The sequence below is a fragment of the Roseomonas gilardii subsp. gilardii genome (assembly GCF_023078375.1).
Classification (GTDB): domain Bacteria; phylum Pseudomonadota; class Alphaproteobacteria; order Acetobacterales; family Acetobacteraceae; genus Roseomonas; species Roseomonas gilardii.
This window is the reverse complement of sequence record NZ_CP095554.1, coordinates 643,363-667,074: the sequence shown is the minus strand read 5'-3', so window position 1 is coordinate 667,074 and position 23,712 is coordinate 643,363. Positions and strand designations below refer to the sequence as shown.

At 71.9% G+C, this 23,712-nt stretch carries 21 protein-coding genes and 1 pseudogene; 9 read left to right on the top strand and 13 right to left on the bottom strand.

The window, feature by feature from the left end:
* Nucleotides 1-88 precede the first annotated feature (88 nt).
* Nucleotides 89-451 carry a 50S ribosomal protein L20 gene (rplT, locus tag MVG78_RS03145; protein ID WP_027281833.1) on the bottom strand — a complete coding sequence of 121 codons (363 nt, stop codon included), beginning with the start codon at nucleotides 449-451 and terminating at the stop codon, nucleotides 89-91.
* A gap of 12 nt (nucleotides 452-463) precedes the next feature.
* Complete coding sequence (gene rpmI / locus MVG78_RS03140) at nucleotides 464-670, bottom strand: 50S ribosomal protein L35 (protein WP_247558114.1); 207 nt, start codon at nucleotides 668-670, stop codon at nucleotides 464-466.
* A gap of 351 nt (nucleotides 671-1,021) precedes the next feature.
* Here rpmI and MVG78_RS03135 point away from each other — a divergent pair, with 351 nt between their 5' ends.
* From MVG78_RS03135 to MVG78_RS03120, 4 genes are all read left to right on the top strand, one after another.
* Nucleotides 1,022-3,193 (top strand): glycosyltransferase family 4 protein, encoded by a 2,172-nt coding sequence (locus tag MVG78_RS03135; protein WP_247558112.1) that lies wholly within the window; start codon nucleotides 1,022-1,024, stop codon nucleotides 3,191-3,193.
* Entirely contained in the window at nucleotides 3,190-4,236 is a 1,047-nt protein-coding gene (locus tag MVG78_RS03130) for an NAD-dependent epimerase/dehydratase family protein (protein WP_247558110.1), read from the top strand. Before MVG78_RS03135 ends, MVG78_RS03130 begins: the two co-directional genes overlap by 4 nt.
* 151 nt (nucleotides 4,237-4,387) lie before the next feature.
* Nucleotides 4,388-4,612 (top strand): hypothetical protein, encoded by a 225-nt coding sequence (locus MVG78_RS03125; RefSeq protein ID WP_247558108.1) that lies wholly within the window; start codon nucleotides 4,388-4,390, stop codon nucleotides 4,610-4,612.
* 504 nt (nucleotides 4,613-5,116) lie between these two features.
* Nucleotides 5,117-5,683 carry a NifU family protein gene (locus tag MVG78_RS03120; RefSeq protein WP_247558106.1) on the top strand — a complete coding sequence of 189 codons (567 nt, stop codon included), beginning with the start codon at nucleotides 5,117-5,119 and terminating at the stop codon, nucleotides 5,681-5,683.
* 50 nt (nucleotides 5,684-5,733) lie between these two features.
* Here the strand turns inward: MVG78_RS03120 and MVG78_RS03115 are convergent, their stop codons facing one another.
* The 3 genes and pseudogenes from MVG78_RS03115 to MVG78_RS03105 all read right to left on the bottom strand — a co-directional run bounded on the left by MVG78_RS03115 (nucleotide 5,734) and on the right by MVG78_RS03105 (nucleotide 9,390).
* The gene (locus MVG78_RS03115; RefSeq protein WP_247558104.1) at nucleotides 5,734-6,711 is read right to left on the bottom strand and encodes a quinone oxidoreductase family protein; all 978 of its coding nucleotides are present in this window, start codon (nucleotides 6,709-6,711) and stop codon (nucleotides 5,734-5,736) included.
* Nucleotides 6,708-7,172 carry a methylated-DNA--[protein]-cysteine S-methyltransferase gene (locus tag MVG78_RS03110; RefSeq protein WP_247558102.1) on the bottom strand — a complete coding sequence of 155 codons (465 nt, stop codon included), beginning with the start codon at nucleotides 7,170-7,172 and terminating at the stop codon, nucleotides 6,708-6,710. Before MVG78_RS03110 ends, MVG78_RS03115 begins: the two co-directional genes overlap by 4 nt.
* Nucleotides 7,173-7,381: 209 nt before the next feature.
* Nucleotides 7,382-9,390: pseudogene (locus MVG78_RS03105) on the bottom strand (thioredoxin domain-containing protein).
* 333 nt (nucleotides 9,391-9,723) lie between these two features.
* On the opposite strand from MVG78_RS03105, the gene mnmE reads away from it, so the two are divergent.
* Entirely contained in the window at nucleotides 9,724-11,037 is a 1,314-nt protein-coding gene (mnmE, locus tag MVG78_RS03100) for a tRNA uridine-5-carboxymethylaminomethyl(34) synthesis GTPase MnmE (RefSeq protein ID WP_247558100.1), read from the top strand.
* Between the two features lie 357 nt (nucleotides 11,038-11,394).
* Nucleotides 11,395-11,700 (top strand): hypothetical protein, encoded by a 306-nt coding sequence (locus tag MVG78_RS03095; RefSeq protein WP_247558098.1) that lies wholly within the window; start codon nucleotides 11,395-11,397, stop codon nucleotides 11,698-11,700.
* A 52-nt stretch (nucleotides 11,701-11,752) separates the two neighbouring features.
* On the opposite strand, the gene secB is transcribed toward MVG78_RS03095, so the two are convergent.
* Together secB and MVG78_RS03085 are read right to left on the bottom strand one after the other, a co-directional pair.
* Nucleotides 11,753-12,244, bottom strand: coding sequence for a protein-export chaperone SecB (gene secB / locus MVG78_RS03090; RefSeq protein ID WP_247558096.1), 492 nt, complete (start codon nucleotides 12,242-12,244; stop codon nucleotides 11,753-11,755).
* A gap of 130 nt (nucleotides 12,245-12,374) precedes the next feature.
* The gene (locus MVG78_RS03085; RefSeq protein WP_247558094.1) at nucleotides 12,375-13,076 is read right to left on the bottom strand and encodes a YggS family pyridoxal phosphate-dependent enzyme; all 702 of its coding nucleotides are present in this window, start codon (nucleotides 13,074-13,076) and stop codon (nucleotides 12,375-12,377) included.
* A gap of 108 nt (nucleotides 13,077-13,184) precedes the next feature.
* Here MVG78_RS03085 and MVG78_RS21690 point away from each other — a divergent pair, with 108 nt between their 5' ends.
* The 3 genes from MVG78_RS21690 (at nucleotide 13,185) to MVG78_RS03070 (ending at nucleotide 15,920) form a co-directional block, all read left to right on the top strand.
* Nucleotides 13,185-13,778 carry a thiamine phosphate synthase gene (locus MVG78_RS21690; RefSeq protein WP_345892872.1) on the top strand — a complete coding sequence of 198 codons (594 nt, stop codon included), beginning with the start codon at nucleotides 13,185-13,187 and terminating at the stop codon, nucleotides 13,776-13,778.
* Nucleotides 13,779-13,913: 135 nt separating this feature from the next.
* A complete protein-coding gene (locus MVG78_RS03075; RefSeq protein WP_247558092.1) occupies nucleotides 13,914-15,251 on the top strand; it encodes a porin in 1,338 nt (445 codons plus the stop codon).
* 138 nt (nucleotides 15,252-15,389) lie between these two features.
* Nucleotides 15,390-15,920, top strand: a complete 531-nt coding sequence (locus MVG78_RS03070) for a DUF3576 domain-containing protein (RefSeq protein ID WP_247558091.1) — start codon at nucleotides 15,390-15,392, stop codon at nucleotides 15,918-15,920.
* A 107-nt stretch (nucleotides 15,921-16,027) separates the two neighbouring features.
* Here MVG78_RS03070 and MVG78_RS03065 read toward each other — a convergent pair whose 3' ends face one another.
* The 6 genes from MVG78_RS03065 to MVG78_RS03045 form a co-directional block, all read right to left on the bottom strand.
* Nucleotides 16,028-16,402, bottom strand: coding sequence for a hypothetical protein (locus tag MVG78_RS03065; protein ID WP_247558089.1), 375 nt, complete (start codon nucleotides 16,400-16,402; stop codon nucleotides 16,028-16,030).
* An 83-nt stretch (nucleotides 16,403-16,485) separates the two neighbouring features.
* Nucleotides 16,486-17,892 carry an amidase family protein gene (locus tag MVG78_RS03060; RefSeq protein WP_247558087.1) on the bottom strand — a complete coding sequence of 469 codons (1,407 nt, stop codon included), beginning with the start codon at nucleotides 17,890-17,892 and terminating at the stop codon, nucleotides 16,486-16,488.
* A gap of 406 nt (nucleotides 17,893-18,298) precedes the next feature.
* Nucleotides 18,299-20,083, bottom strand: a complete 1,785-nt coding sequence (locus tag MVG78_RS03055) for an acyl-CoA dehydrogenase C-terminal domain-containing protein (protein WP_247558085.1) — start codon at nucleotides 20,081-20,083, stop codon at nucleotides 18,299-18,301.
* A 137-nt stretch (nucleotides 20,084-20,220) separates the two neighbouring features.
* The gene (locus MVG78_RS21925) at nucleotides 20,221-21,219 is read right to left on the bottom strand and encodes an enoyl-CoA hydratase/isomerase family protein (protein WP_428480737.1); all 999 of its coding nucleotides are present in this window, start codon (nucleotides 21,217-21,219) and stop codon (nucleotides 20,221-20,223) included.
* A complete protein-coding gene (locus MVG78_RS21920; protein ID WP_428480736.1) occupies nucleotides 21,105-22,535 on the bottom strand; it encodes a 3-hydroxyacyl-CoA dehydrogenase in 1,431 nt (476 codons plus the stop codon). The genes MVG78_RS21925 and MVG78_RS21920 overlap by 115 nt, the downstream gene beginning before the upstream one ends.
* A complete protein-coding gene (locus MVG78_RS03045; RefSeq protein WP_247558084.1) occupies nucleotides 22,532-23,671 on the bottom strand; it encodes a thiolase family protein in 1,140 nt (379 codons plus the stop codon). The genes MVG78_RS21920 and MVG78_RS03045 overlap by 4 nt, the downstream gene beginning before the upstream one ends.
* Nucleotides 23,672-23,712 lie beyond the last annotated feature (41 nt).

Sequence of the window (23,712 nt, the reverse complement as noted above, 5' to 3'; positions counted from 1 at the left end):
CGAGAGGCGAAGGCGGCCCCATCTGCCGAAATCCGGATCGGGGCGCCGGCGGGCCTGAGCCCATTCCGGTGCCCCGTTATGCGGCTGCTTACGCCGCGGGCAGGGACGCCTTGGCCTTCTCGACCAGGGCGCCAAAGCCGGCCGCGTCCTCATAGGCGATCGCGGCCAGGACCTTGCGGTCCAGCTCGATCCCGGCGGCCTTCAGCCCCGCGATGAAGCGGGAATAGACCACGCCGTGCTCGCGGCAGGCCGCGTTGATGCGCTGGATCCACAGGCCGCGGAACTCGCGCTTCTTGTTGCGGCGGTCGCGGTAGGCGTACTGCAGCGCCTTCTCGACCCGCTCGAGCGCGGGACGGTAGGCGGTGGAGGAACGGCCGACATAGCCCTTGGCGAGCTTGAGGACCTTCTTGTGACGGGCATGGGCGGTAACGCCGCGCTTAACACGAGCCATCTGTGCGCTCCCTTACCGATCCAGCCCGTAGGGCAGCCACTGCTTCACCGTCAGGCCGTCCTGATGCCGCAGCACCTGGGTGCCGCGGTTCTGGCGCTTGGCCTTCTGGGGGCGGGCGGACAGGTTGTGGCGCTTCTTGCCCGGACCGGCGAGCACCTTGCCCGTCGCCGTGATCTTGAACCGCTTCTTGACCGCGGACTTGGTCTTCATCTTGGGCATTTCGGACCTCCTGTGGTTCAGGCCGGCGCATCCCGGAAGCCCGTGCCGGAAATCCGGCCCAGGCAGGCACCACACCATGCGGCGGGGACACGCTTCCACGGCCGGGCAGCCCAACACGGCCCGGACGCGCGGAGAGGGGCGGCCTATAGCGGGGCGGCGGGGCGGGGGCAAGGGGGCGCGACCGCCACCGGCCGCATGGCTGCCGGGTGCCGCGGCCAGGGGGGCGGCCAGGGGGGCGGCCAGGGGGGCGGCCACCACCGCCCTTCCATCCGGGGGCGGCGCCACTTCCCCCTAGCGCGGAGGGGCGGCTCGCCATACGCATGGGTTGTAGCCACAAGGGCGGAGAACCGTATGTCGGGCGATCGGGCGAACGGGGCGGCAGCGCTTCTGGCGGAGGCGGATGCCAGGCGCGATGCGGGGGACTGGCTGTCCGCGGCGGAAGCCTATGCGGGCGTCATCCGGCAGCGGCCCGATGCCTGGCCGCTGATGCTGCAACGGGGCCTCTGCCTGCTGGCGGCGGACCTGCCGGAGGAGGCACTCGACAGCTTCCGCGAGGCCGAATCCCTCAGCCCGCGCGACCCGGAGATCCAGCGCCAGATCGCCGCCACGCTGCGCCGCCTGGGCCGCCCCGTTGCCCCGCAACCGGTGGTGGAGGCCGGGTTCTCCGGTGACGGCGCATGGCACGGCCCGTCCGGCGCGCCGCTTTCCGCCCTTCCCCTGGGCGGCCAGGACAGCGGCCCGGATGCGGTGGCGGGTCTGGATGTCGCCTTCGACGTCACCGACCTGCTCGACTATTTCCGGGGCAAGCGCACGCCCACGGGCATCCAGCGCGTCCAGTGCGGCATCGTCGGCGCCGCGCTGCGCGGCGGCAACCCGGCGGAGGCCCGCATCGCCTATGTCTCCTATGATTTGCGGGAAGCCTGCTGGCGCGCCGTGCCCGCCACCGCCCTGCGCGGGGTGATCGAGGCCTCCCACACCGGCGCCGAGACCGACGATCCCGCCTGGATCGCCGCGCTGGCACGGACGGACGAGGCCCTGGCCCAGGCGCCGCGCCACCTCTTCCCCCTGGGCGGGCTGCTGGTGAACCTGGGCAATTCCTGGGGCCTGCCGGACTATTTCCGCGGCCTGCGCGCGGCGCAGCGCGAGCGCCGCATCCGCTACATCCCCTTCCTGCACGACTGCGTGCCGCTGGTGGTGCCGGAGCACTGCCAGGAACAGATGGTGCGCGACTATGTCCGCTGGTTCGCCGCGGTCGGCGTGCATGCCCATGGCTTCCTGTGCAATTCCGAATGCACGCGGCGCGACGGGCGGGCGCAGCTCGCGCGGCTGCTGCCGGGGCTGGACCTGCCGATGGAGGTGGTGCGCCTCGACGCCGATCCGATGTCGGACGGCACCGAGCCCGACCCGCTGGCGCTGGAAGGGCTGCGCGGCTTCCGCCCCGGCCAGCCCTATACCCTCTTCGTCGGCACGATCGAGAGCCGCAAGGACCATCTCCTGGTCTTCCGCGCCTGGCTCTCGCTGATCCGCCGCCTCGGCGCCGGCCGGGTGCCGCGCCTGGTCTGCGTCGGCCAGCCCGGCTGGCACGCCCAGGGGGCGCTGGAACTCCTGGCCAACAGCGCCGAGCTGAAGCGCCATGTCGTGCTGCTGCACGGCGTCTCGGATGCCGCCCTGGCCGCGCTCTACGCCGGCTGCCGCTTCACCGTGTACAACTCCTTCTACGAGGGCTGGGGCCTGCCGGTCACCGAAAGCCTCGCCCATGGCAAGGTACCGGTGATCCCCGGGCATTCCGCCCTGCCGGAGGCCGGCGGGCCCGCGGCGGTCTACTTCGCCCCGCAGCACGAGCCGGACCTGGCGGCGAAGCTGGAGCGGCTGATCGCCGACCCATCCTTCCTGGCGGAGCGCGAGGCGGCGGTGCGCCAGCATGCCGGGCTGCGCCGCTGGGAGGCGTTGCGCGACGAGGTCTTCGGCCATCTCCAGGCCATGGCCGCCCGCGCCACCTCGCCGCTGGAGGAGAGGCTGGCGCTGGAGCCCGGGCAGCCCTACCGCATGGTGCTGGGCGACGAGACGCGGCCCGACGCCGCCATGGCGGTGCGGCAGGTCCTCCGCGACGGGCCGAACTGGCACATGCCGGAGGACTGGGGGGTCTGGACCAAGGGCGGCGCGGCGACGCTGCGCCTGCCGGTGCCGCCGGGCCCTGCCGCGTCCTGGCGCCTGTATCTGGAACTGGTGGCACCCCCCGGCGGCGGTGAGGTGCGCCTGCGGGCCGAGGCGGAAGGCATCGAACTCGCCTCCGGCAGCCTTTATCTGGAGGGCGGGTCCCAGGGTGGCTGCGCGCTGCGCCTGGCGATGCCGGAGGGCTGCCGCCTGCTGCGCGCCGATATCGAGAGCACGCCCGTCCACCCGGAAGGCGACGAGCGCGTCCTCGGCGCCGCGCTGGTGCGGGTGATGCTGTGCCGGGAGGACGACCTCGCCGGGCGGCTGGGCTGGATCGAGGGCCAGCGCCTGCGGGAACTGGCGGCATGAGCGGGGAGGGCGCGCCACCCGCCCTGGCCGGAACCCTGGCCGGGGCCCGCATCCTCGTCACCGGGGCGGCGGGCTTCGTCGGCGCGCATCTGTCGCGCCGGCTGCTGGAGGAAGGGGCGGAGGTCCTCGGCCTCGACGACCTGAACCCCTATTACGACCCGGCGCTGAAGCGGGCGCGGCTGACGGCGATGCTCGACCATCCGCGCTTCCGCTTCGCCGAGGCCGATCTCGCCGAGCCCGGCCTGCTGGCGCGGCACTGGTCCGGCTTCGCGCCCGACATGGTGGCGCATCTCGCCGCCCAGGCGGGGGTCCGCTATTCGCTGCAGGCGCCGCGCGCCTATGGCCGGGCCAATCTCGACGGGTTCCTGGAGGTGCTGGAAGCGGCGCGGGCGCATCCGGTGCGCCATCTCGTCTATGCCTCCTCCTCCTCCGTCTATGGCGCCAGCACGCGCGTGCCGTTCCGCGAGGACGATCCGGTGGACCGGCCCTCCTCGCTCTATGCCGCGACCAAGCGGGCCAACGAGCTGATGGCGCATTCCTATGCGCATCTCTTCGCCCTGCCGCTGACGGGGCTGCGCTTCTTCACCGTCTATGGCCCCTGGGGGCGGCCGGACATGGCCTATTGGGGCTTCACCCAGGCGCTCTACGAGGATCGGGAGATCAGGGTCTTCAACCACGGGCAGGTGTGGCGGGACTTCACCTATGTGGACGAGGTGGTGGAGGCCATCGCCCGCCTGCTGCCGCGCCCGCCGGCCGCGCCGGACGAGCCCGGCCGCCCGGTGCCCGAGGCGCCGCACCGCGTCTTCAACATCGGCAACCACACACCGGTCCCGGTGGGAGAGATGATCGACATCCTGGAGCGGCACACCGGCCGCACTGCGCTGCGCCGCCCGGTGCCGATGCAGCCGGGCGATGTGGAGCGCACCTGGGCCGATGTCTCGGCGCTCAAAGCCGCGGTGGGCTTCGCGCCGCGCACGCCGCTGGAGGAAGGGCTGGGGCGGTTCGTGGCTTGGTACCGCCAGTACTATCGGATCAATAACTGAGTACTGTCTCTAAAACACGCCTTCCGGTTGCTGGAGCGTTAACGGCGGTCCGGGCGATGCCAGGGATATGCAGACCCGCCCTGCTCGTCCCGTCCATCACCGGCCCCTGCCATTCACCGATTCTTCGGATCTGTCGGCGACGATCCTGCGCATGATCGCGTTCAACTCCCTGGCCGCCTTCTCGCAGAGCCTCGCCCGGGGCGAACCCGCCGCGAGCGTCTCGGCGGTCTCGCCCAGCCGCGGCCCCAGCGTGGAACAGGTCGCCCCGGCGCCGCGCCGCATGGCGGAGCCCCGTGGCACGGAAGCAGGCAGCGTCGCAGCCTCCCCACAAAGCGGAACACCGCCGCGTGGCAGCCTGCTTGATCTGCGGGTCTGATCCGGAATGGCGGCCCCGCCCGGTGGTGGCTTTACGTCCGGCGTTGCTCTGTCCCCGGGGGGCAAGGCTCCGCCTTTCCCCCCGGACCCCCCATCCGCCAGGACGCTGCGCGCCCTGGACCCCATTCGTTGGCTCTCGCTGACATCGGATCGCGCCGGAGAGCCATGCTCTCCGGCGGCTGCGGGCGCCACCAGCGCGAAGAGGGTGCATTTTTCCTTTCGGGTGCCCCGCTGAACCACCTGCTCCCAGGGACAGCTCACAGACCGACGGCACCCACCGGCGCCAACGAAAGCCCGGGGTCCGGGGACCGGCTTCGGTCCCCCATCATGGTCATGGGCGGTGTGGGGGGCTGGGGGCGAGGCAGCGCCTTGCCCTCGGGGGCGGCCACGGAGAGCAACCCATGCCGTGCATGTGGCCGGGCCGATCCGCCTAGAAGCCATGTTGCGAAACCATGTTGCACCAGGCGGCGGACGGGACCACATGCGGCGTGAAGGAATCCGCCGCATGTTCATCGAGACCGAATCCACCCCCAATCCCGCCACGCTGAAATTCCTGCCGGGGCAGGATGTGATGGGCGCGCGCGGCACGGCCGATTTCCCCGATGCGGAACAGGCGTCCCGTTCCCCGCTGGCGGAGCGGCTTTTCCGGCTGGAGGGCGTGGCGCGGGTCTTTCTGGGCGCCGATTTCGTGACCGTCACCAAGGGTGAGGAGGCCGACTGGCAGAGCCTGCGTCCCCAGGTGCTGGGTGCGCTGATGGAGCATCTGATGGCCGGCCGCCCGATCCTGGCCGGCGAACCCGCCGAGGCCATCGAGGAGGAGGACACCGACCCCGCCGATGCCGAGGTGGTGGCCCAGATCAAGGAACTGCTGGACACCCGCGTCCGCCCGGCCGTGGCCGGCGATGGCGGCGACATCGTGTTCCGCGGCTTCCGCGACGGCATCGTGCGCCTGCACATGCAGGGCGCCTGCTCCGGCTGCCCGTCCTCCCGCGCCACGCTGAAGCATGGCGTCGAGACGATGCTGCGGCATTATGTGCCGGAGGTCGTGGCGGTGGAGCAGGTCGAGGTCTGACCGCCCCTGCCCGGCGGCCCTTGCCGTGAGGCCAGGGCCGGTCCCGGTTTTCAGCCGGGGATGAAGACCGTGCTGCCGGTGGTGCGGCGGGCTTCCAGCGCGCGATGCGCCTCCGCCGCGTCGTGCAGCGGCCAGTGCTGGTTCACCACGATCTCGACCTTGCCCGTCTTCACCGCGTCGAAGAGGCTTTCCGCGCTGGCCACCATGTCGGCACGCTTCGCCGTATAGGTCGCCAGCGTCGGCCGCGTCAGGAAGAGCGATCCCTTGGCCGCCAGCAGGCCGGGATCGACCGGCGGCACGGGGCCGGAGGCATTGCCGTAGGTGACCATGGTGCCGAGCGGCGCCAGGCAGTCCAGCGAGGCCATGAAGGTGTCCTTGCCGACGCTGTCATAGACGACCGGCAGCATCGCGCCGCCGGTGATCTCCTTCACCCGCTCCGGCAGGTCCTCGCCCGGCAGGATCACATGCGCCACGCCATGCGCCCGGGCGAGATCGGCTTTCTCCGGCGTGCTGACCGTGCCGATCACGGTGCAGCCCAGGGCCCGGGCCCACTGGCAGAGGATCAGCCCGACCCCGCCCGCCGCGGCATGGACCAGGATCGTCTGGCCCGCCTTCACCGGGAAGGTCCGGTGCAGCAGGTACTGCGCCGTCATGCCCTGGAGCATCATGGCCGCCGCGGTCTCGTCCGGGATTTCCCGGGGCAGCTTCACCAGCAGGTCGGCCCGCACCACCCGGGCCTCGGAATAGGCGCCGATCGGGCCGGTGCCATAGGCGACGCGGTCGCCGGGGGCCACCTCGGTCACGCCCTCGCCCACCGCCTCGACCACGCCCGCGGCCTCCATGCCGATCACCGCCGGCAGGCTGGGCGCCTTGTAGAGCCCGGTGCGGAAATAGACGTCGATGTAGTTCAGCCCGACGGCGGTGTGCCGCACCAGCGCCTCGCCGGGCTTGGGCGCGGGCAGCGGGACCTCCTCCCAGAGCATCCTCTCGGGGCCGCCATATTCATGGATGCGGATGGCATGGTTCATGGCAGGAGTTCCTGGACGAAGGCGGCTTCGAGACGGAGGAGGTAGCGCTTGGTCTCCGCGCCGCCCTCGCCGGAATAGCCGCCGAGCCGGCCGCTGGCGGCGACCACACGGTGGCAGGGGATGATGATCGGAATCGGGTTGGCGCCACAGGCCATGCCCACCGCCCGGGCGGAGGAGTTCAGGTCCCGGGCGATCTCGCCATAGGTGGCGGTGCGGCCGGTCGGGATCTCCCGCATGGCCTGCCAGACGCGTTTCTGGAAATCCGTGCCGTAGGGGGAGAGCGGCAGGCGGAAATCGCTCCGCTTGCCGTCGAACCAGTCATGGAGTTGCTCCCGCGCCTCGGCCAGCAAGGGTGTCACGGTCTGGTCCCTTCCGCGCCCCCAGTCGAGGGCGACGATCCGGCCATCCTCTTCCGACACGGTGAGCTCGCCGAGCGGCGAGTGAAGCGTGAGTTGCGGCATGTCGGGCGGATTGGCCCTCTCCTGCCCGCGATCGTCAAGCTCCCTGGCCGGGGACCGCTCCGGACCGGCGCATGGCTGTGGTGGAATCGGACCAGGCCCTTCACGCGATCCGGGCATGGCCGTCCAGGCTCCGCCCGCCTCCGGCGAGGTGTGGCCAGCCCGGTCCCGCTGGCCGGGGGCGGTGGGCGAAAGGCGACCGGGGCCGGGGATCAGGTCTGGTGCAGCCGCGCGACCAGCGCCGCCACCTCCGTCACCGGCAGGCCGCAGCGCCCGGCGGCGCAGAGATAGGCGGCGGGTTCGCCCTCCACCATGCCCTTGCCGGCCGCGGGGTGGCCGGGTGGCAGCGTTTCCGGCCCCGGCGCGCGCAGCACCACCGTGGCGGGGTCCGGTGCCCGCAGCGCCGCGCGCAGCAGGGGCTGCACCGCGCCCGGCGGCCCCGCCACCACCACGCTGCGGCCGGAGACCAGCAGGTCCGCCGCGCCCAGCAGGGTCGGCATGGCGGTCACGCCGCCCTCCAGCCCGGTGAAGGCCGAAACCGTCGCCTCCGCCCGCCGGGCCCAGCGGTCCTCCCCGGTCAGGTGGAAGAGCCGGGCCTGAACCTCGGCCAGCATGCCGTTGCCGTTCGGGCTGGGGCCGTCGCCCGCGCTACGGGTCCGGTAGGGGACGTCGGCGGCATCCCCGGCGCTGCTGAAATAAGCGCCGTCCGGCGCGGCGAAGTGGCGCTCGGCGGCCTCGGCCCAGCCGGCGGCCCGGTCGAGGAAGCCGGCCTCGCCCGTCGCCTCATGCAGCGCCAGCGCGGCGCGGGCCATGGCGGCGTGATCCTCCAGCAGCCCGGTGGCGCCGGCCTGGCCGTCCTTCCAGGAATGCAGCAGCCGCCCATCTGGGGTCCCGTCCGGTGCCGCGAGGTCGCGCGCCACCGCCTCGAAGACCCGGCGGGCGAGGTCCAGCCAGTCCGGCCGGTCGAAGACCAGGGCGGCGCGCACCAGGCCGGAGACCATCAGCCCGTTCCAGTCGGCCAGCACCTTGTCGTCCTGCCCCGGGCGCACCCGCGCGGCCCGGGCCTCCAGCAGCCGGGCGCGGGCCCCGGCGAGGGCTTCCTCCTGATCCTCCGGCAAGGGGTCGGGATGGGCGGAGCGGTTCAGCACCACCTTGCCCTCCCAGTTGCCTTCGCCGCTCACGTCATAGACCTCGCGGAACAGCGCGGCCTCCTCGCCCAGCACCGCGTTCACCTCGGCGGCGGTCCAGACATAGAAGCGGCCTTCCTCGCCCTCGCTGTCCGCGTCCAGCGCGGCGGCATAGGCGCCGTTGGGGGCCACCATCTCGCGCTCCAGCCAGCCGACCAGCTCCTCCGCGCGGATGGCGTAGAGGGCGTCCGGCTGCTGCGCATAGGCCAGCGCCAGGAGTTCCAGGAGCTGGGCGTTATCGTAGAGCATCTTCTCGAAATGCGGCACCAGCCAGACGCCATCCACGGCATAGCGGGCGTAGCCGCCACCGAGATGGTCCCAGATCCCGCCCTGGCTCATCCGCCGCAGCAGAAGATGCGCGGCGCCGGCGCAATCCGGGCGTTCCAGCCGCTGCGCCATCTGCAACAGGAAGCGGAAGATCGGCGCGTTGGGGAATTTCGGCGCCCCGCGCAGCCCGCCCTGCACAGGGTCCTGGATGCCCATCAGCGCCTCGGTCACGCGTTCCAGCAGATCCCGGTCCGGCAGGGCGCCGGGGTGGCTGGCGGCGAGCTGCGCCAGGCCCTGGCCCAGCGCGGCGGTGTTCTGGGCGATCTTCTCCGGCTCCCGCGCATAGGTGGCGGCCACGCCGCGCAGCACCTGGCGGAAGGAGGGGCGGCCCCAGCGCGGCTCGGGCGGGAAGTAGGTGCCACCCCAGAAGGGCTCGCCCGCGGGCGTCAGGAACATGGTCAGCGGCCAGCCGCCCTGCTCCCCCAGCAGGTGCAGCGCGTTCATGTAGGCGGCGTCGATATCGGGCCGCTCCTCCCGGTCCACCTTCACATTGACGAAGAGCTGGTTCATCAGCGCCGCCGTCCCGGGGTCCTCGAAGGATTCATGGGCCATCACATGGCACCAGTGGCAGGCGGCATAGCCCACCGAGAGCAGGATCGGCCGCCCGGTCGCCCGCGCCTCCGCCAGCGCCGCGGCCCCCAGGGCCGCCAGTGCACCGGATTCCCCGCATGCTGGAGCAGATAGGGGCTGGCCTCGTGGCGCAGCATGTTCTCGCTCGGATAGGTCTGGCCCATGCCAGCGCACCTAAGGTGCCCCCACCTCGCCCGCCAGAGGGCTCTCGGAGGTTTCAGGCCGGGGCCAGAGGGGCTCTGCCCCTCTGGACACCCCGCCCAGGGACGTTAGTCCCTGGGAACCCTGTGAGCGCTCCGCGAGGAGGGGAACAGGATGCCGGTCGCCATTTGGCGGAACGGCGGTCAGCCCCTCGCGGAGCGCTCATGGCGGGGTCTCGGGGGGATACTATCCCCCTGAGCGGAGGGTCCGGGAGGCAGAGCCTCCCGGAGCGCCACGCCCGATCCTCGACGAGCAACCCCAGGGGAAGCATGAGCACGGCGGACACGATCTTTGCGCTGGCGACGGGGGCCGGGCGTTCGGCGGTGGCGGTGCTGCGGCTGTCGGGGCCGGGTTGCGGGGCGGTGCTGGACCGGCTGGCCGGCCGGCGGCCGGCGGCGCGGATGGCCACGCTGCGGACGCTGCGGGACGCGGCGGGGGCGGCGCTGGACCGGGCGCTGGTGCTGTGGTTCCCGGCGCCGCGCTCCTACACGGGCGAGGATGCGGCGGAACTGCACCTGCATGGCGGGCGGGCCGTGGTGGCGGCGGTGTCGGAGGCGCTGGTGGCGGCCGGGGCGCGGGTGGCGGAGCCCGGGGAGTTCACCCGGCGGGCCTTCCTGCACGGGAAGCTGGACCTCACCGAGGCCGAGGGCATCGCCGACCTGATCGAGGCGGAGACCGAGGCGCAGCGGCGGCAGGCGCTGCGGCAGACGGAAGGGGCCCTGTCGCGGGAGGCACGGGCCTGGGCGGAGCGGCTGACGCGCCTGCTGGCGCAGCAGGAGGCGGCGCTGGAATTCGCCGAGGAAGGGCTGCCCTCCGACCTGGACGCGGTGGTGCGGGCGGGGGCCGGGGCGCTGCGGGCGGAGATCGCGGCGGCGCTGGCGGATGGTGGGCGCGGCGAGCGGCTGCGCGAGGGGCTGGATGTGGCGATCCTCGGCGCGCCGAATGTCGGCAAGTCCTCGCTGCTGAACGCGCTGACGGGGCGGGAGGCCGCCATCGTCTCGGCCCGGGCGGGCACCACACGGGATGTGGTGGAGGCGCGCTTCGACCTGGCCGGGGTGCCGACGGTGCTGGCGGACACGGCCGGGCTGCGCGAGGGGGCCGAGGAGATCGAGGCCGAGGGCATCCGGCGCGCGCACCGGCGGGGCGAGGAAGCCGATATCGTGCTGGCCGTCTTCGCGGCCGACGCGCCGCCGGATGCGGAGACGCTGGCCCTGCTGGCGCGGCGGGACTGCGTGGTGGTGGCCAACCGCTGCGACCTCGCGGAGCCGCCGGCGGATTACGCGGGCGTGGCGCCGCTGCCGGTCTCGGCGCGGACCGGCAGGGGACTCGGCGCCTTGCGGGCCCGGCTGGAGGCGGAGGCGGAGCGGCGGGCCGGCGGCGCCGCCCTGCTGACCCGCCCGCGCCACCGCGCCGCGCTGGAGGAGGTGGCGCGGCACCTGGCCGAGGCGGAGGCCGCGCCCGTGCCGGAGCTGGCCTCCGAAGGGCTGCGCGCCGCCTCGCTGGCCCTGGGGCGCCTCACGGGCCGGGTGGGTGTCGAGCAGGTGCTGGATGTCGTGTTCGGCAGCTTCTGCATCGGGAAGTGACCCCGGAGGCAATGACCCGGGGCGGCCCGCATTCCGGGGCGGCGGGGCGTGGGCATGGCGTGCATCGCGGCCTTCCCTATAATCCTGGCCTTCCGGAAGGCCGCGATGGCAGGCTGCGAGGGATGGAGCCCGGCTTCTTCCCGTCCGGGGATCGCTGACCATACCGCCGCAAGGCGGATTCCGGGAGAACTGGCTTGCCGAGCGACCGCGTCTTTCTCGTCGTCGTGGATGACAGCCCGGAACGGGTGCTGGCGATGCGCTATGCCTGCCTGCGGGTGAAGAAGTCCGGCGGGCGGGTGGCCCTGCTGCGGGTGACGGAACCCGTGGGCCTGCAAGGAATGGGCCGGCGTCGGCCAGTTGCTGCAGCAGGAGCGGCGGGAGGAGGCGGAGCAGATGATGTCCGCCCTGGCCGCCGAGGTGCAGGAGATCACCGACGGGCTGCCGCTGATCATCATCCGCGAGGGCGACCTGATCGAGGAGGTGCTGGGCCTCATCGAGAGCGATCCGCGCATCTCGATCCTGGTGCTGGCCGCCTCGGCCTCCGGCGGCAATCCCGGGCCGCTGGTCACGGCGATGACCAGCCGCCATTCCCACCGGCTGCGCTGCCCCGTCACCATCGTGCCGGGCGGCATGAGCTATGAGGAGCTCGACCGGGTGACGTGAGCAAGGGGGGCGTGACGGGGAGGGCGGACCCTCCCCGGCGGCCCGTCCGGGCTCAGGCGTTGCCGACGGGCGGCTGGCCGGCCTGGGCACGGCGGGACTGCCACAGCGCCACAAAGTCGATCGGCGTCAGCAGCACGGGCATGAAGCCGCCCTCGCGCGTCGCATCGGCCAGGACGTTGCGGGCGAAGGGAAAGAGCAGGCGCGGGCATTCCACCAGCAGCACCGGCTCCAGGCTTTCCTGCGGCACGTTGACGGTGAAGATGCCGCAATAGACCAGCTCGGCGATGAAGGCCGTGGTCTCGCCGGACTTGGCGTCGCAGCGGATCTGCAGGGAGACCTCGAAGGTGTTGCCGTCCTGCTGCAGCGGCCGGGCCTGCACGTCGAGGCCGATATCGATGCGCGGCTGCTCGCGGAGCTGGGTGAAGACCTCCGGTGCGCCCGGCACCTCGAAGGACAGGTCCTTCACATATTGCAGGTTGACGACCAGGGGGGCCGGCGGCGCGCTGGTGTCGCCGGGATTGGCGGGCTGGATCGGATCGGACATGGCAAACCTGCGATCGGCTGGGTGATGTGAAGCGGCGGGTAGCATGGGCGCCCCGCCATCGGAAGGCGAATGCGGCGCGGCGGCCTCGCCATTCGCGTGCCCCTCGGAAGGGGGAAACGGGTTGGGACGGTCAGGCGGCGGGAGCGGGCCGGTGGCCGAAGATGGCGGTCCCGACCCGCACATGGGTGGCGCCCTGGGCGATGGCCAGCGGGAAATCGCCGCTCATGCCCATGGAAAGGCGCTTCAGCCCGTGGCGGGCCGCCAGATCGGCCAGGAAGGCGAAATGCGGCACCGGGTCCTCCCCGGCCGGGGGGATGCACATCAGGCCGGAGATGGTGAGGCCGTGCTCGTCCCGGCAGGCGCGCAGGAAATCCCGGGCCTCCGCCCGGGCGACGCCGGATTTCTGCGGTTCCTCGCCCGTGTTCACCTGCACCAGCAAATCGGGCCGCCGGCCTTCCTTCGCCATGGCGGCGGCCAGGGCCTCGGCGAGCTTCGGCCGGTCCAGGCTCTCGATCACATCCGCCACCCGCACCGCATCGCGGGCCTTGTTGGTCTGCAGCCCGCCGATGATGTGCAGGCGGAGCTCCGGATGGGCCGGGCGCAGGGCGGGGAACTTGCCCTGCGCCTCCTGCACGCGGTTCTCGCCGAAGACGGCCTGGCCGGCCGCCAGGGCCTGGACCACGCTTTCCGCCGGATGTCTCTTGGAGACCGCGACCAGTTGTACCGAGTCGGGGGAGCGGCCGGCCCTGGCGCAGGCTTCGGCGATCTCGGCCCGCACCCGGGCCAGGGCGGCCGGGATGGAGGCATCCGCGAGGGAGGAAGCGTCGCTCATGGAAGGGAGGGATAAACGCCCGCGCCCGAAGAAGATAGCCGCGGGGAGGACCATCCTCGCGGCGCGCCGCTTCCGGCCGCCGCCGGGGCGGGACGGGTTGCCCCGGCTCTGGCTGGTCTCCGACGCCCGCCGCCTGCCCGACCCGCGCGGGGCCGCCCTCGGCCTGCCACGCGGCGCGGCGGTGCTGGCGCGCGACGTGGCGCCGGCGCTGCTGCCCGGCCTGGCGCGGCTCTGCCGGGCGCGGGGGCTGGTGCTGATGCTGGCGGGGGACGGGCGCGCGGCGCTGCGGCTGGGGGGGGGCTGCACCTGCCGGACCGCCGGCCCGCCACGGGGCTGCTGCCCTATCTCCTGGCGCGGCGGCGGAACCCGCGCCGCTGGCGGCTCAGCCAGGCCGCGCATGGCCGCTCCGGCCTCGCCCGCGCCCGGCGACTCGGCGCGGACGGCGTGCTGCTTTCTCCCGCTTTTCCCACCGCCAGCCATCCGGGTGCTCCGGCGCTGGGGCCGCTGCGCTGGGCGGCGCTGGCCCGGCGCGCCGCCTGCGGCGCCGTGGCGCTGGGCGGCGTGGATTCCCGGCGCGCCCGGCGCCTCCCCGCCTGGGCCTGTGGCATCTCGGCACTGGAGGGGTTGTTGCCCGCAGGTCACAGTGTTTCGCAGAAGTCGCGCCCTCGTGATCCGGGCCATTGCCCCTTCCGAATGGCCTGAACCATAGTCCGCCCGGGCCTGGCTCCACGCCGGGTGCATCGCTGTGGTGCGCCGGATGAGGGGCTCCCTGTCAGGGGGGCAGGCGGGCTGAGGGATCGCGGGGCAGTACGGCCCCTGCGCGTGAGGAGGGATTTGATGCGTAAGCTTCTTCTGGGCAGCACGGCCATCGCCGCTGCCGCTCTGTTCGCCCCGCAGGGCGCTCTGGCGCAGGGTGCGGACCCGTTCCTGCCGCCCGGCCCGCCGATGATGTCCCACCGCGCCCTTGAAGTGCGCGTCGGCGGCTATTTCCGCTTCAACTACAACTTCACCGAGCAGGACCAGAACGGCCGGAACAAGGACAGCGGAGCCGGCGTGCCGCTGGCCGGCACGAGCACGACGCCCGCGACCTCCGCGCGCCTCGGCAAGTCCGACTTCGCCTCCGATGCCGAGATCCACATCGTCGCCAACGGCAAGGCCACGAACGGCCTGCGTTACGGTGTCGCGATCGAGCTGCAGGTCGACAACAGCGACGGCCGCTACACGCCTTACTCGGGCGCCCGCGCGAGCATCTCGAAGACCGCTCTCGATACCGACGAGATGTGGATGTACGTGGCCGGTGACTTCGGCCAGGTCCGCTTCGGTGACGAGGACGTCGCCTGGAACCTGATGAGCGTCGGTCACGTCGCCAACTTCGGCACCGGTGGCGTCGACGGTGACTGGTTCGACAGCGTGACCGGCACGCACCGCGCCGCGACGATGTTCACCGCCGACCCGGGCGACAACACCAAGATCATCTATCTGTCGCCGCAGTTCTATGGCTTCGACTTCGGCGCCTCCTTCGCCTTCAATCAGGGCGAGGGCGAGGACACGGGCTGCATCCTGTCCACGCCGACCGGCGACTGCGACACGGCCAATGCCTTCTCCGGTACGCCGCGCCGCCGTAACGAGGTGTTCGGCATCGCCCGCTGGCGCGGTTCCTTCGGTGGCGTCGGCCTGCAGGCCGCGATCGGCGGCATGACCGCCGATGCCACCAAGGGCGCCTCGGTGAACGGCAGCGCCATCACCTCCGCCAAGCCGATGTGGATGGGCTATGGCGGCCTGCAGGCGAAGGCCTATGGCGTGACCCTTGGCGGCGAGTACTACTGGGGCCAGGCGAACGCGACCTATGCCCCGCTGGTTCGCGGTGCCGTGGATACGCGCAACATGGGCCAGGTCTTCGCCGGCGTGTCCTATACCTGGGGCCCGGTCACGGTCGGTGCCAACTACTACGACCTGCAGACCGCCGGTGCGCAGGCTGTGGCGGCTGGCCGTCGCGAATTCGCCTGGTCGGTCGGCGCGACCTATGTCGTAGCTCCTGGCCTGACCATCGTGACCGACTACACGGACGTCTACCGCAAGGAAGCCGGCTACAACTTCATCGCCGGCTCGGCGGGCACCGCCAACAACAAGGTCGAGTCCAAGGTCTTCATCCTGGGTACCCGCATCGCCTTCTGATCGCGGCGTCTATCCGGTGCAGAAGGGGCGGCGGGTCCATCCGCCGCCCTTTTTGTATCGGCCGCCACGATTTCTTCGTGGTCCCTCTGCTTTTTCCCCTCTTGCAAGTGGCGCGCTGGCTTCTACTGTGCGCCCGCCATGCCAAAGACACGCCTCGCTCTGCTGCTGCTGCCCGTCCTGGTGGGGGCCTGTTCCCAGACCCGCCAAGTGGGCAACGACGAATATACGGATGACAGCCGGCGCGCCCGTGTCCAGGGGCGCCTGGGCGGCTCCGACGGCATCCTGCTGTTCGGGACCGACCGCACCAACCGAGATGGCGCGGGCGACCAGTCCGGCACCGGGCTCGGCGTGAACGCCTATCTGTGGCGGGCCGCGCTGGATACCCTGTCCTTCATGCCGCTTTCCTCGGCCGACCCCTTCGGCGGGGTGATCATCACCGACTGGTACACGCCGAGCGCCGCCAACGGAGAGCGTTTCCGGGCCACGGCCTATATCCTGGGCCGGCAGCTCCGCTCCGATGGCGTCCGCGTGTCGGTCTTCCGCCAGGAACTGCACAACGGCGTCTGGCAGGATGCCCCCGTGTCCAGCGCCACCAGCGCGGAGCTCGAGGACAAGGTCCTCGCCCGGGCGAGGGAACTCCGCAGCGGGCAGGCGACCGCCGCGCGCTGAGACCGGGCCACTCCGGCCCCGACGAAAAAGGCCTTTCCCCCACAGGGGAAAGGCCTTTCTGCTGAATGCGTCCGATGGCGGGGTGGCCGCGCCAGGCGGCCACCGCGTTACCAGTAGCCCGGGCCGCGGACCACATAGCCGGCGGGCGGCGGGGCATAGACCGGCGCCGGGCGGTACACCACGGGCGGCGGCTGATAGACCACCGGCGGCGGCGCGTATTCGTACACGACCGGCGGCGGGGGCGGTGCGTAATAGACGCGGGGCGGAGGCGGAGGCGCCTGCGTGGCCAGGCCGAGGGCGAGACCGCCCAGGACACCGGCCCCCAGGCCCAGGGCAAGCGCGCCGCCGGGGCCAGGGCCGTGATGGTGGTGGTAGCCACCGCCCGGTCCCCAGTAAGGCTGGGCCTCGGCCGGGGCTGCGGCGACGGCGCCCAGGGAAAGGGCGGCCATCGCGGCCAGACTGATCTTGGTGATGCGGCGCATGGTCATTGCTCCTCGATACCCAAGATGGTGCCGCCCCATGGCGGAATCGAGGCGGACTTGCCTTCACCCTGGGGCGAATTGCATCACTCTGTAACGGGCTCCGTGACTGGCTCCACGGGCGCGATGGGCTCCGGCGCGATCACGGCCCCGGCTTCCAGCAACAGGTCCTCGCGGTAGCGTCCGGCCACCAGCTGCACCCCCATCGGTGCCGTGGAGGCCCCGGAGGTGGCGACCGTCAGGGCGGGAAGACCCATCAGCGGCAGGCCGACCTGCACGAGCTGGGCCTCGATCACCCGCTCGAAGCTGGCATCGCTCTCGATGTCGAGCGCATCCGGGAAGGGAGGTTCCGCCGAGACGGGCAGGAGGACCAGCGGATAGCGCTCCAGGAAGAGGCTCCACTGCCGCAGGAAGCCGGCCCGCCGGGTCAGGGCATCGGCGACGCCGTGTTCCCCGGCCTCCGGGGCGCGGGCTTCCATCCGGGCCAGGACGGCCAGGGATTCCGGCTCGTTCTCGGCCTGATAGGCCCTGTTGCCGCCACGCCGGCTTTCCGCCAGCCAGAGCAGGGCCTGCAGATGCGCCGGCTCCCGCAGCGGCGGGCAGGGGGTCTCCACCACGGTCCAGCCCGCCTCCTGCAAGGCCAGGGCGGCGGCGCGCAGGGCCTTTTCCACCACGGGATGGGTGGCCAGCCCCTCGGGCCGCACGCAGAGGGCGGCACGCTTCGGCACGGGCGGCCCTTCGAGCGGTGCGGGCACCCACCAGGGATCGCGCGGATCGGGGGCGGCCAGGGCCCTCAGCGCCAGCCTCAGATCCGGGATGGAGCGGGCCAGCGGGCCGGACACCGCCATCAACTGGGCGCCGATCGCGCGTTCCGGGCTGCTGGCATTGAAGGCGGCGATCCGCCCCAGGGTTGGCCGCAGTCCATGCACGCCGCAGGCATAGGCCGGGTATCGCACCGAGCCACCGATATCCGTGCCATGCGCCAGCGCCCCGATTCCCGCCGCCAGCGAGGCCGCGGCGCCACCGGAGGAACCGCCGGGCGTCAGGCGCGGGTCGCGGGGGTTCCTCGTGTTGCCATGCAGGGCGTTACGGGTGAACCAGCGCAGCGAGAAGGCGGGCGTGTTGGTCCGGCCCAGCACCACCGCCCCGGCATGGCGGAGATTGCTGACGACCGGGTTGTCCTCCTTCGCGATCAGCTCCCGCTGGATCTGCAGGCCGTTGGTGGTGGCGTGGCCCGCCTGATCGACATTCACCTTGATCGTCACCGGCACGCCCGCCAGCGGGCCGACCGCCTCGCCTGCCTTCAGGCGGCGGTCCACCGCGCGCGCCTCGGCCAGGACCTCCTCCGGCCGGTGGTCCACCACGGCGTTGATGGCGGGATTGGCCGCATCCAGCCGGGCCAGGGCGTCCCGCGCCACCTCCTCGGCCGAAACCTCCCGGCCCCGCAGCTTCGCCGCCAGTTCGCTGGCCGTCAGGCGCCAATAACCCCCCATGCCCCCGGGACTCCTCTGCGGTGGTCTGCGCGCGGCAGTCTCCGGGTGGGGCAGGGGCTTGTCGAGGGGGTGCTCCGGCGTCGTGCTGTCCCTCCGGGGGCAAGGCGCTGCCTTTCCCCCGGACCCCCTATCCGCCAGGACGCTGCGCGCCCTGGACCCCACTCGTTGGTGCTCGCTGTGGTCGGATCACGCCGGAGGGCGATGCTCTCCGGCGACTGCCGGTGCCACCGCAGCGGACACGGTGTTTGTTTTTCTTCGGGTGCCCCGCTGGTCCACCTGCGCCCAGGGATCGGAGCGTAGAACGCCGGTCGCCACCGGAACCAACGAAAGCCCGGGGTCCGGGGACCGGCTTCGGTCCCCGGCGGAGTGGGTCCGGGAGAGGCGGAGCCTCTTCCGGGGCCGGACCTCAGAACGCCGCGTCGTCGAATGCCATCATCGAGGCTCCGCCCGCCAGGATGGCCGAGGCGAGCGCGCCGGTTTCCGGTAGCAGGCGCTGCATGAAGAAGCGCGCCGTGGCCAGCTTGGCGGCGTAGAATTCCGGCGTCTCTCCACCATCGCCGCGCAGCGCGGCCTCGGCCATCAGGGCCCATTGATGCGCCAGGGCGGTGAGGCCGAAGAGGCGCAGGTAGTCCGTCGCCCCGGCGCCGATCTCCGTGGGGTCGGAAAGGCCGCGCCGCGCCAGTTCCGCCGTGCATTGCTGCAACCGGCCGAAAGCCTTGGAGAGGGGCAGGATGAACTCGCCCATCCGCTCGTCCTCCTCGTGCCGCTCGATGAAACCCAGCACGGGGTGGAAGAAGCGGCGGAGATAGCGCCCGGCATGGGCCGGCATCTTGCGCCCGGCGAGGTCCAGCGCCTGGATGCCGTTGGTGCCCTCGTAGATCTGCGCGATGCGGGCGTCACGGGCATACTGCTCCATGCCCCATTCGCGGATATAGCCGTGCCCGCCCATCACCTGCATGCCGTGATTGGCGCAGAGCGTGCCGAGATCGGTGAAGAGCGCCTTCACGACCGGCGTCATCAGCGCGACATAGTCCTCGGCGGCCAGCCGCTCCTCCGGCTCCGGATGGCGCGTGGCGATGTCGTGCTGGAACGCCACGGCCACGCCCAGCGCGCGGCATCCTTCGGCATAGGCGCGCATGGTGAGCAGCATGCGCCGCACATCCGGATGCACCAGGATCGGGTCGGCCGGCTTGTCCGGGTATTTCGCGCCGCCCAGCGCCCGGCCCTGGAGGCGTTCGCGCGCATAGGCCACGGCGTTCTGGTAGCTGACCTCGGCGATGCCCAGCCCCTGGATGCCGACGGACAGCCGCTCCTCGTTCATCATGGTGAACATGGTGCGCAGCCCCTTGTGCGGCGTGCCGAGCAGCCAGGCCTTCGCCCCGTCGAAGTTCATCACGCAGGTGGCGGAGGCCTTGATGCCCATCTTGTGCTCGATGGAGGCGCAGGAGACACCGTTGCGCGGCCCCGCGCGGCCGTTTTCGTCCGGCAGGAATTTCGGCACCAGGAACATGCTGATGCCCTTCACCCCCGGCGGCGCGTCCGGCAGCTTGGCCAGCACGAAATGCACGATGTTCTCCGTCAGGTCGTGCTCACCCGCGGAGATGAAGATCTTGGTGCCGCTGAGGCGATAGGTCCCGTCCTCCGCCGGCAAAGCCCTGGTGCGGATCAGGCCGAGATCGGTGCCGCAATGCGGCTCCGTCAGGCACATCGTGCCGCTCCATTCGCCGGAGACCAGCTTCGGCAGATAGAGCGCCTTCATCTCCGCCGTGCCATGCGTGTGCAGCGCCGTGTAGGCGCCGTGCGACAGGCCGGGATAGAGGCTGAAGGCGAGGTTGGCGGAGCAGATCATCTCCTCGAACAGCAGCGAGACCGTGCGCGGAAGCCCTTGGCCGCCATAGGCCGGGTCGCAGGCCATCGCCGTCCAGCCGCCCGCGCGGAAGGCGTCATAGGCCTCGCGGAAGCCTTTCGGCGTGCGCACCACGCCATTCTCGTAATGGCAGCCTTCCTCGTCGCCCGGCCGGTTGATCGGGAACAGCACCTCTTCGCAAAGCTTTGCCGCCTCCTCCAGCACCGGGTCGATCAGGTCCGGCTGCATCTCCTCGCAGCCCGGCAGCGCCCGCAGCCGGTCCATCGCCATGATCTCGCTGAGCAGGAAGCGCATGTCCCGCAGCGGTGCCTTGTAGCTCGGCATGTCCGTTCCTCTCTCCGTTCAGGCCGGGGACCGGGGAAGGCGCCGCCTTCCCCGGTCCCCATCCGCCAGGAACCCAGGGTTCCTGGACCTCCCATTCGCTGGTTCGCGCCGTCGGCGGCAACGGGCGGAGCCGGGCATCAGTTCCGCAGCGGCTTCCCGGTTTCGAGCATGTGCTCGACCCGGGCGAGGCTGGCGGGGTGGCGCAGCAGGGCCATGAAGTGCTTCCGTTCGAGGGACAGCACGCGGTCCTCCGATACTTCCTCGGTGTAGTCCGCGCCCTCGCCGCCGGTGAGCGTGTCGGCGAGATGCGCGCAGACCACCTCGTCATGCGGCGTCGCCTTGCCGGTCTGCGCCGCGCCGCGCACCGCCAGGTCCAGCGCGGCCCGGCCGGATGGCCCGGCCAGGCGCAGCGGTGCCACCTGCGGCGGCTGGTAGCCCGCCACCATGGCCAGCGCCCTTTCCCTGGCCTCGGCCAGCAGGCGGTCACGGTTCATGGTGATGCCGTCCTCCGGCCGCAGCAGGCGCAACTCCTTCGCCTCGAAGGCGGATTTCGCCACCTGGGCGGTGGAGATCATCTCGAAGGCCCGGGCCAGTGGCGGCATCGGCCCATGTGGCAGGCCCGGCGCTTCCTGCCAGCGGCGCAGCAGATTGGCGCAGCCGCCCCAGCCGGGGATCAGCCCGACGCCGACCTCGACGAGCCCGATATAGCTTTCCGCATGCGCCTGCACCGCGTCGCAATGGAGCAGGATCTCGCAGCCGCCGCCGAGCGCCATGCCGGACGGCGCGCCGACCACGGGGAAGGGCGCGTCGCGCAGCGCGCGATAGGTCTTCTGCCCCAGTTCGATGAGGGATTCGATCTCGCCCCAGGCGGCGATGTTCGCGGCGAAGAGGGCGAGGCCGAGATTGGCGCCGGCGGAGAAATGCGTGCCCTCGTTGTGGATCACCAGCGCGCGGAAGCCGCCCTTCTTCCCCAGCGCGATGGCCTTGCCGATCAGCGCCATGACCTCCGGGTCCAGCGCATTCATCTTGGTGTGGAATTCCAGGCAGGCGGCGCCGTCGCCGATATCCCAGAGGCTGGCCGAGCCGTTGCGCAGCAGCGGCTTCGAGCGGCGCTTGATGTCGGCCAGCAGCAGCACCCCCTGGGGCGCGGCACGGGATGGTATTCGCCATCCAGGCCGAGGAACTGCAGAACGCCCTCCTCGGTGCGGTAGAAGCTCCGCTCCCCGGCCCGTTCCAGCAGCGGTGGCACCGGGCGTCCATCCTCCCGCAGCGCCTGGGCGAGCCAGCCGGGGCCGAGCCGGTCGATCAGCTCGAAGGGCCCATATTTCCAGTTGTAGCCGAGCCGCATCGCCGTATCGACGGCATCCACGTCATCCGCGATCTCACCCACCAGCGCGGCGGCATAGGACAGCGTGTCGAGCAGCAGGGCCCGGGCGAAGCGGCCGCCACGATCGGGATGCGCCACCAGCCTGCGCAGATCCTTCGCCCCGGCCTCCAGGCTTTCCAGCACGGGCTTCTCGCTGTCGCGGTCCTCGCCGGTCCAGAGGTCGATGGCGCGCCTGAGGCTCTTGCCGCCGGCATCCTTGCCACGCGTGTAGAAGCCGCCCAGGCTGCTCTTGCGCCCGGTGCGGCCGCTCCCGATCAGCTTCGCCACCACCGGATGCTCGCGGTACAGGGCGCGATAGGCATCGCCCTCCGGCAGGCTGGCCAGCAGGCTGCGGGAGACATGCGGCATCAGGTCCAGCCCGACCAGGTCGAGCAGGCCGAAGACGCCCGTCTTCGGCACGCCCATCGGCCGCCCGGCCACGGCATCGGCTTCCTCGATCGAGAGGCGCAGATCCGTCGCATGGTTCACCGCCGACTGCATCCACAGCGTGCCGATGCGGTTGGCGATGAAGCCTGGCGTATCCTTCGCCATCACCACCGTCTTGCCGAGACGGCGGTCGGCGGTCTCCCGGATCGTGGCGAGCGCGCCCGCATCGGTCCGCGGCCCGGCCACGACCTCCAGCAGCCGCATGTAGCGGGGCGGGTTGAAGAAATGCGTGATCAGGAAACGCCGCGCGCGTTCCTCCGGCATCCCTTCGGCCAGGGCGCGCAGCGGGATGGTGGAGGTGTTGGAGGACAGCACCGCCCCTGGCTTCAGCACCCCGTCGAGGCGTGCGTAGAGTTCGCGCTTGGCCTCCAGCCGTTCGGTGATCGCCTCCACCACCCAGTCGCAATCCGCGAGGAGGGGCAAGTCGCCCTCCAGATCGCCCGGCTGCACCAGCTTCGCCGCGCCGCGATGCATGAAGGGCGCCGGATCGGCCCTGAGCATCGCCGCCACGGATTTCGCCGCGCCGCCCGGCACGACATCCAGCAGCACCACCGGCAGGCTGGCATTGGCCATCTGCGCCGCGATGCCCGCGCCCATTACCCCGGCGCCGATGACGCCGACCCGCTGGATCGCGCTCATTCCACCGCCTCCAGCACCGTGGCGATGCCCTGGCCGCCGCCGATGCACTGGGTGGCGAGCGCATAGCGCCCGTTCTGCCGCCGCAGCAGCGAAGCCGCCTTGCCCACGATGCGCGCCCCCGTCGCGCCCAGCGGATGGCCGAGCGCGATGGCGCCGCCATCGATGTTCACCATGGCAGGGTCGAGCCCCAGCTCCCGGATGCAGGCGATGGACTGGCTGGCGAAGGCCTCGTTCAGCTCCACCACGTCGAGGTCGCCCACCCCGATCCCCGCCCGGGCCAGCGCCTTGCGCGAGGCCTCGACCGGCCCCATCCCCATGATCTCCGGCGCGCAGCCTGCCACGGCGATGCCGCGGATGCGCGCCAGCGGCTCCATCCCCCGCGCCCGCGCGTGTTCCTCCGAACAGACCAGCAGCGCAGCGGCGCCGTCGGTGAGCGGCGAGGAGGTGCCGGCCGTCACCGTGCCCTCCTGGGCGAAGGCGGGCTTCAGCGCCGCCAGCCCTTCCGGCGTCGTGTCGGGACGGATGCAGCCATCCGCCTCCACCGTGCCGGCCCCGGTGCGGATCGGCACGATCTCGGCGGCGAAATAGCCTTCCGCCTGGGCCTTCGCCGCGCGGCGCTGGCTTTCGGTGGCGAATTCCTCCTGCTCCCGGCGGGAGATCTGGTGCCGCCGCGCGACATTCTCCGCCGTCTCGCCCATGGAGATGTAGGCTTGCGGGAAGTCCTTCGCGAGGCCCGGATGCGGCAGCGGGTTGAAGCCCATGATCGGCACCCGCGACATGCTTTCCACCCCGGCGCAGAGGAAGGCCTCCCCTGCCCCCATGCGGATCGCCCCCGCCGCCTGGTGCACCGCCTGCATCGAGGAGCCGCAGAAGCGGTTCACCGTCACCCCGCCCGCCGCCTGCGGCAGCCCCGCGAGGAAACTCGCCAGCCGGGCGATGTTCAGCCCCTGCTCGCCCTCCGGAAAGGCGCAGCCCATGACCACATCCTCGATCGCCGCCGGGTCCGCCCTGGATTCCGCCAGCAGCGCCCGCATCACCTGCGCCACCAGCTCGTCGGGCCGCGTCCTCGCCAGCTCGCCCTTGCCGGCGAAGTGAAACGGCGAACGCCGATAGGCCGCGATCACCACATCCGTCATGGCTCGTTCCTCTGGTCCTTGGTGTTTGGGCGCGGCGCTCC

Coding starts and splice junctions, on each gene's coding strand:
- rplT (WP_027281833.1), bottom strand. CDS start 451: ATGGCTCGTGTTAAGCGCGGCGTTACCGCCCATGCCCGTCACAAGAAG.
- rpmI (WP_247558114.1), bottom strand. CDS start 670: ATGCCCAAGATGAAGACCAAGTCCGCGGTCAAGAAGCGGTTCAAGATC.
- MVG78_RS03135 (WP_247558112.1), top strand. CDS start 1,022: ATGTCGGGCGATCGGGCGAACGGGGCGGCAGCGCTTCTGGCGGAGGCG.
- MVG78_RS03130 (WP_247558110.1), top strand. CDS start 3,190: ATGAGCGGGGAGGGCGCGCCACCCGCCCTGGCCGGAACCCTGGCCGGG.
- MVG78_RS03125 (WP_247558108.1), top strand. CDS start 4,388: ATGATCGCGTTCAACTCCCTGGCCGCCTTCTCGCAGAGCCTCGCCCGG.
- MVG78_RS03120 (WP_247558106.1), top strand. CDS start 5,117: ATGTTCATCGAGACCGAATCCACCCCCAATCCCGCCACGCTGAAATTC.
- MVG78_RS03115 (WP_247558104.1), bottom strand. CDS start 6,711: ATGAACCATGCCATCCGCATCCATGAATATGGCGGCCCCGAGAGGATG.
- MVG78_RS03110 (WP_247558102.1), bottom strand. CDS start 7,172: ATGCCGCAACTCACGCTTCACTCGCCGCTCGGCGAGCTCACCGTGTCG.
- mnmE (WP_247558100.1), top strand. CDS start 9,724: ATGAGCACGGCGGACACGATCTTTGCGCTGGCGACGGGGGCCGGGCGT.
- secB (WP_247558096.1), bottom strand. CDS start 12,244: ATGTCCGATCCGATCCAGCCCGCCAATCCCGGCGACACCAGCGCGCCG.
- MVG78_RS03085 (WP_247558094.1), bottom strand. CDS start 13,076: ATGAGCGACGCTTCCTCCCTCGCGGATGCCTCCATCCCGGCCGCCCTG.
- MVG78_RS03075 (WP_247558092.1), top strand. CDS start 13,914: ATGCGTAAGCTTCTTCTGGGCAGCACGGCCATCGCCGCTGCCGCTCTG.
- MVG78_RS03070 (WP_247558091.1), top strand. CDS start 15,390: ATGCCAAAGACACGCCTCGCTCTGCTGCTGCTGCCCGTCCTGGTGGGG.
- MVG78_RS03065 (WP_247558089.1), bottom strand. CDS start 16,402: ATGCGCCGCATCACCAAGATCAGTCTGGCCGCGATGGCCGCCCTTTCC.
- MVG78_RS03060 (WP_247558087.1), bottom strand. CDS start 17,892: ATGGGGGGTTATTGGCGCCTGACGGCCAGCGAACTGGCGGCGAAGCTG.
- MVG78_RS03055 (WP_247558085.1), bottom strand. CDS start 20,083: ATGCCGAGCTACAAGGCACCGCTGCGGGACATGCGCTTCCTGCTCAGC.
- MVG78_RS21920 (WP_428480736.1), bottom strand. CDS start 22,535: ATGAGCGCGATCCAGCGGGTCGGCGTCATCGGCGCCGGGGTAATGGGC.
- MVG78_RS03045 (WP_247558084.1), bottom strand. CDS start 23,671: ATGACGGATGTGGTGATCGCGGCCTATCGGCGTTCGCCGTTTCACTTC.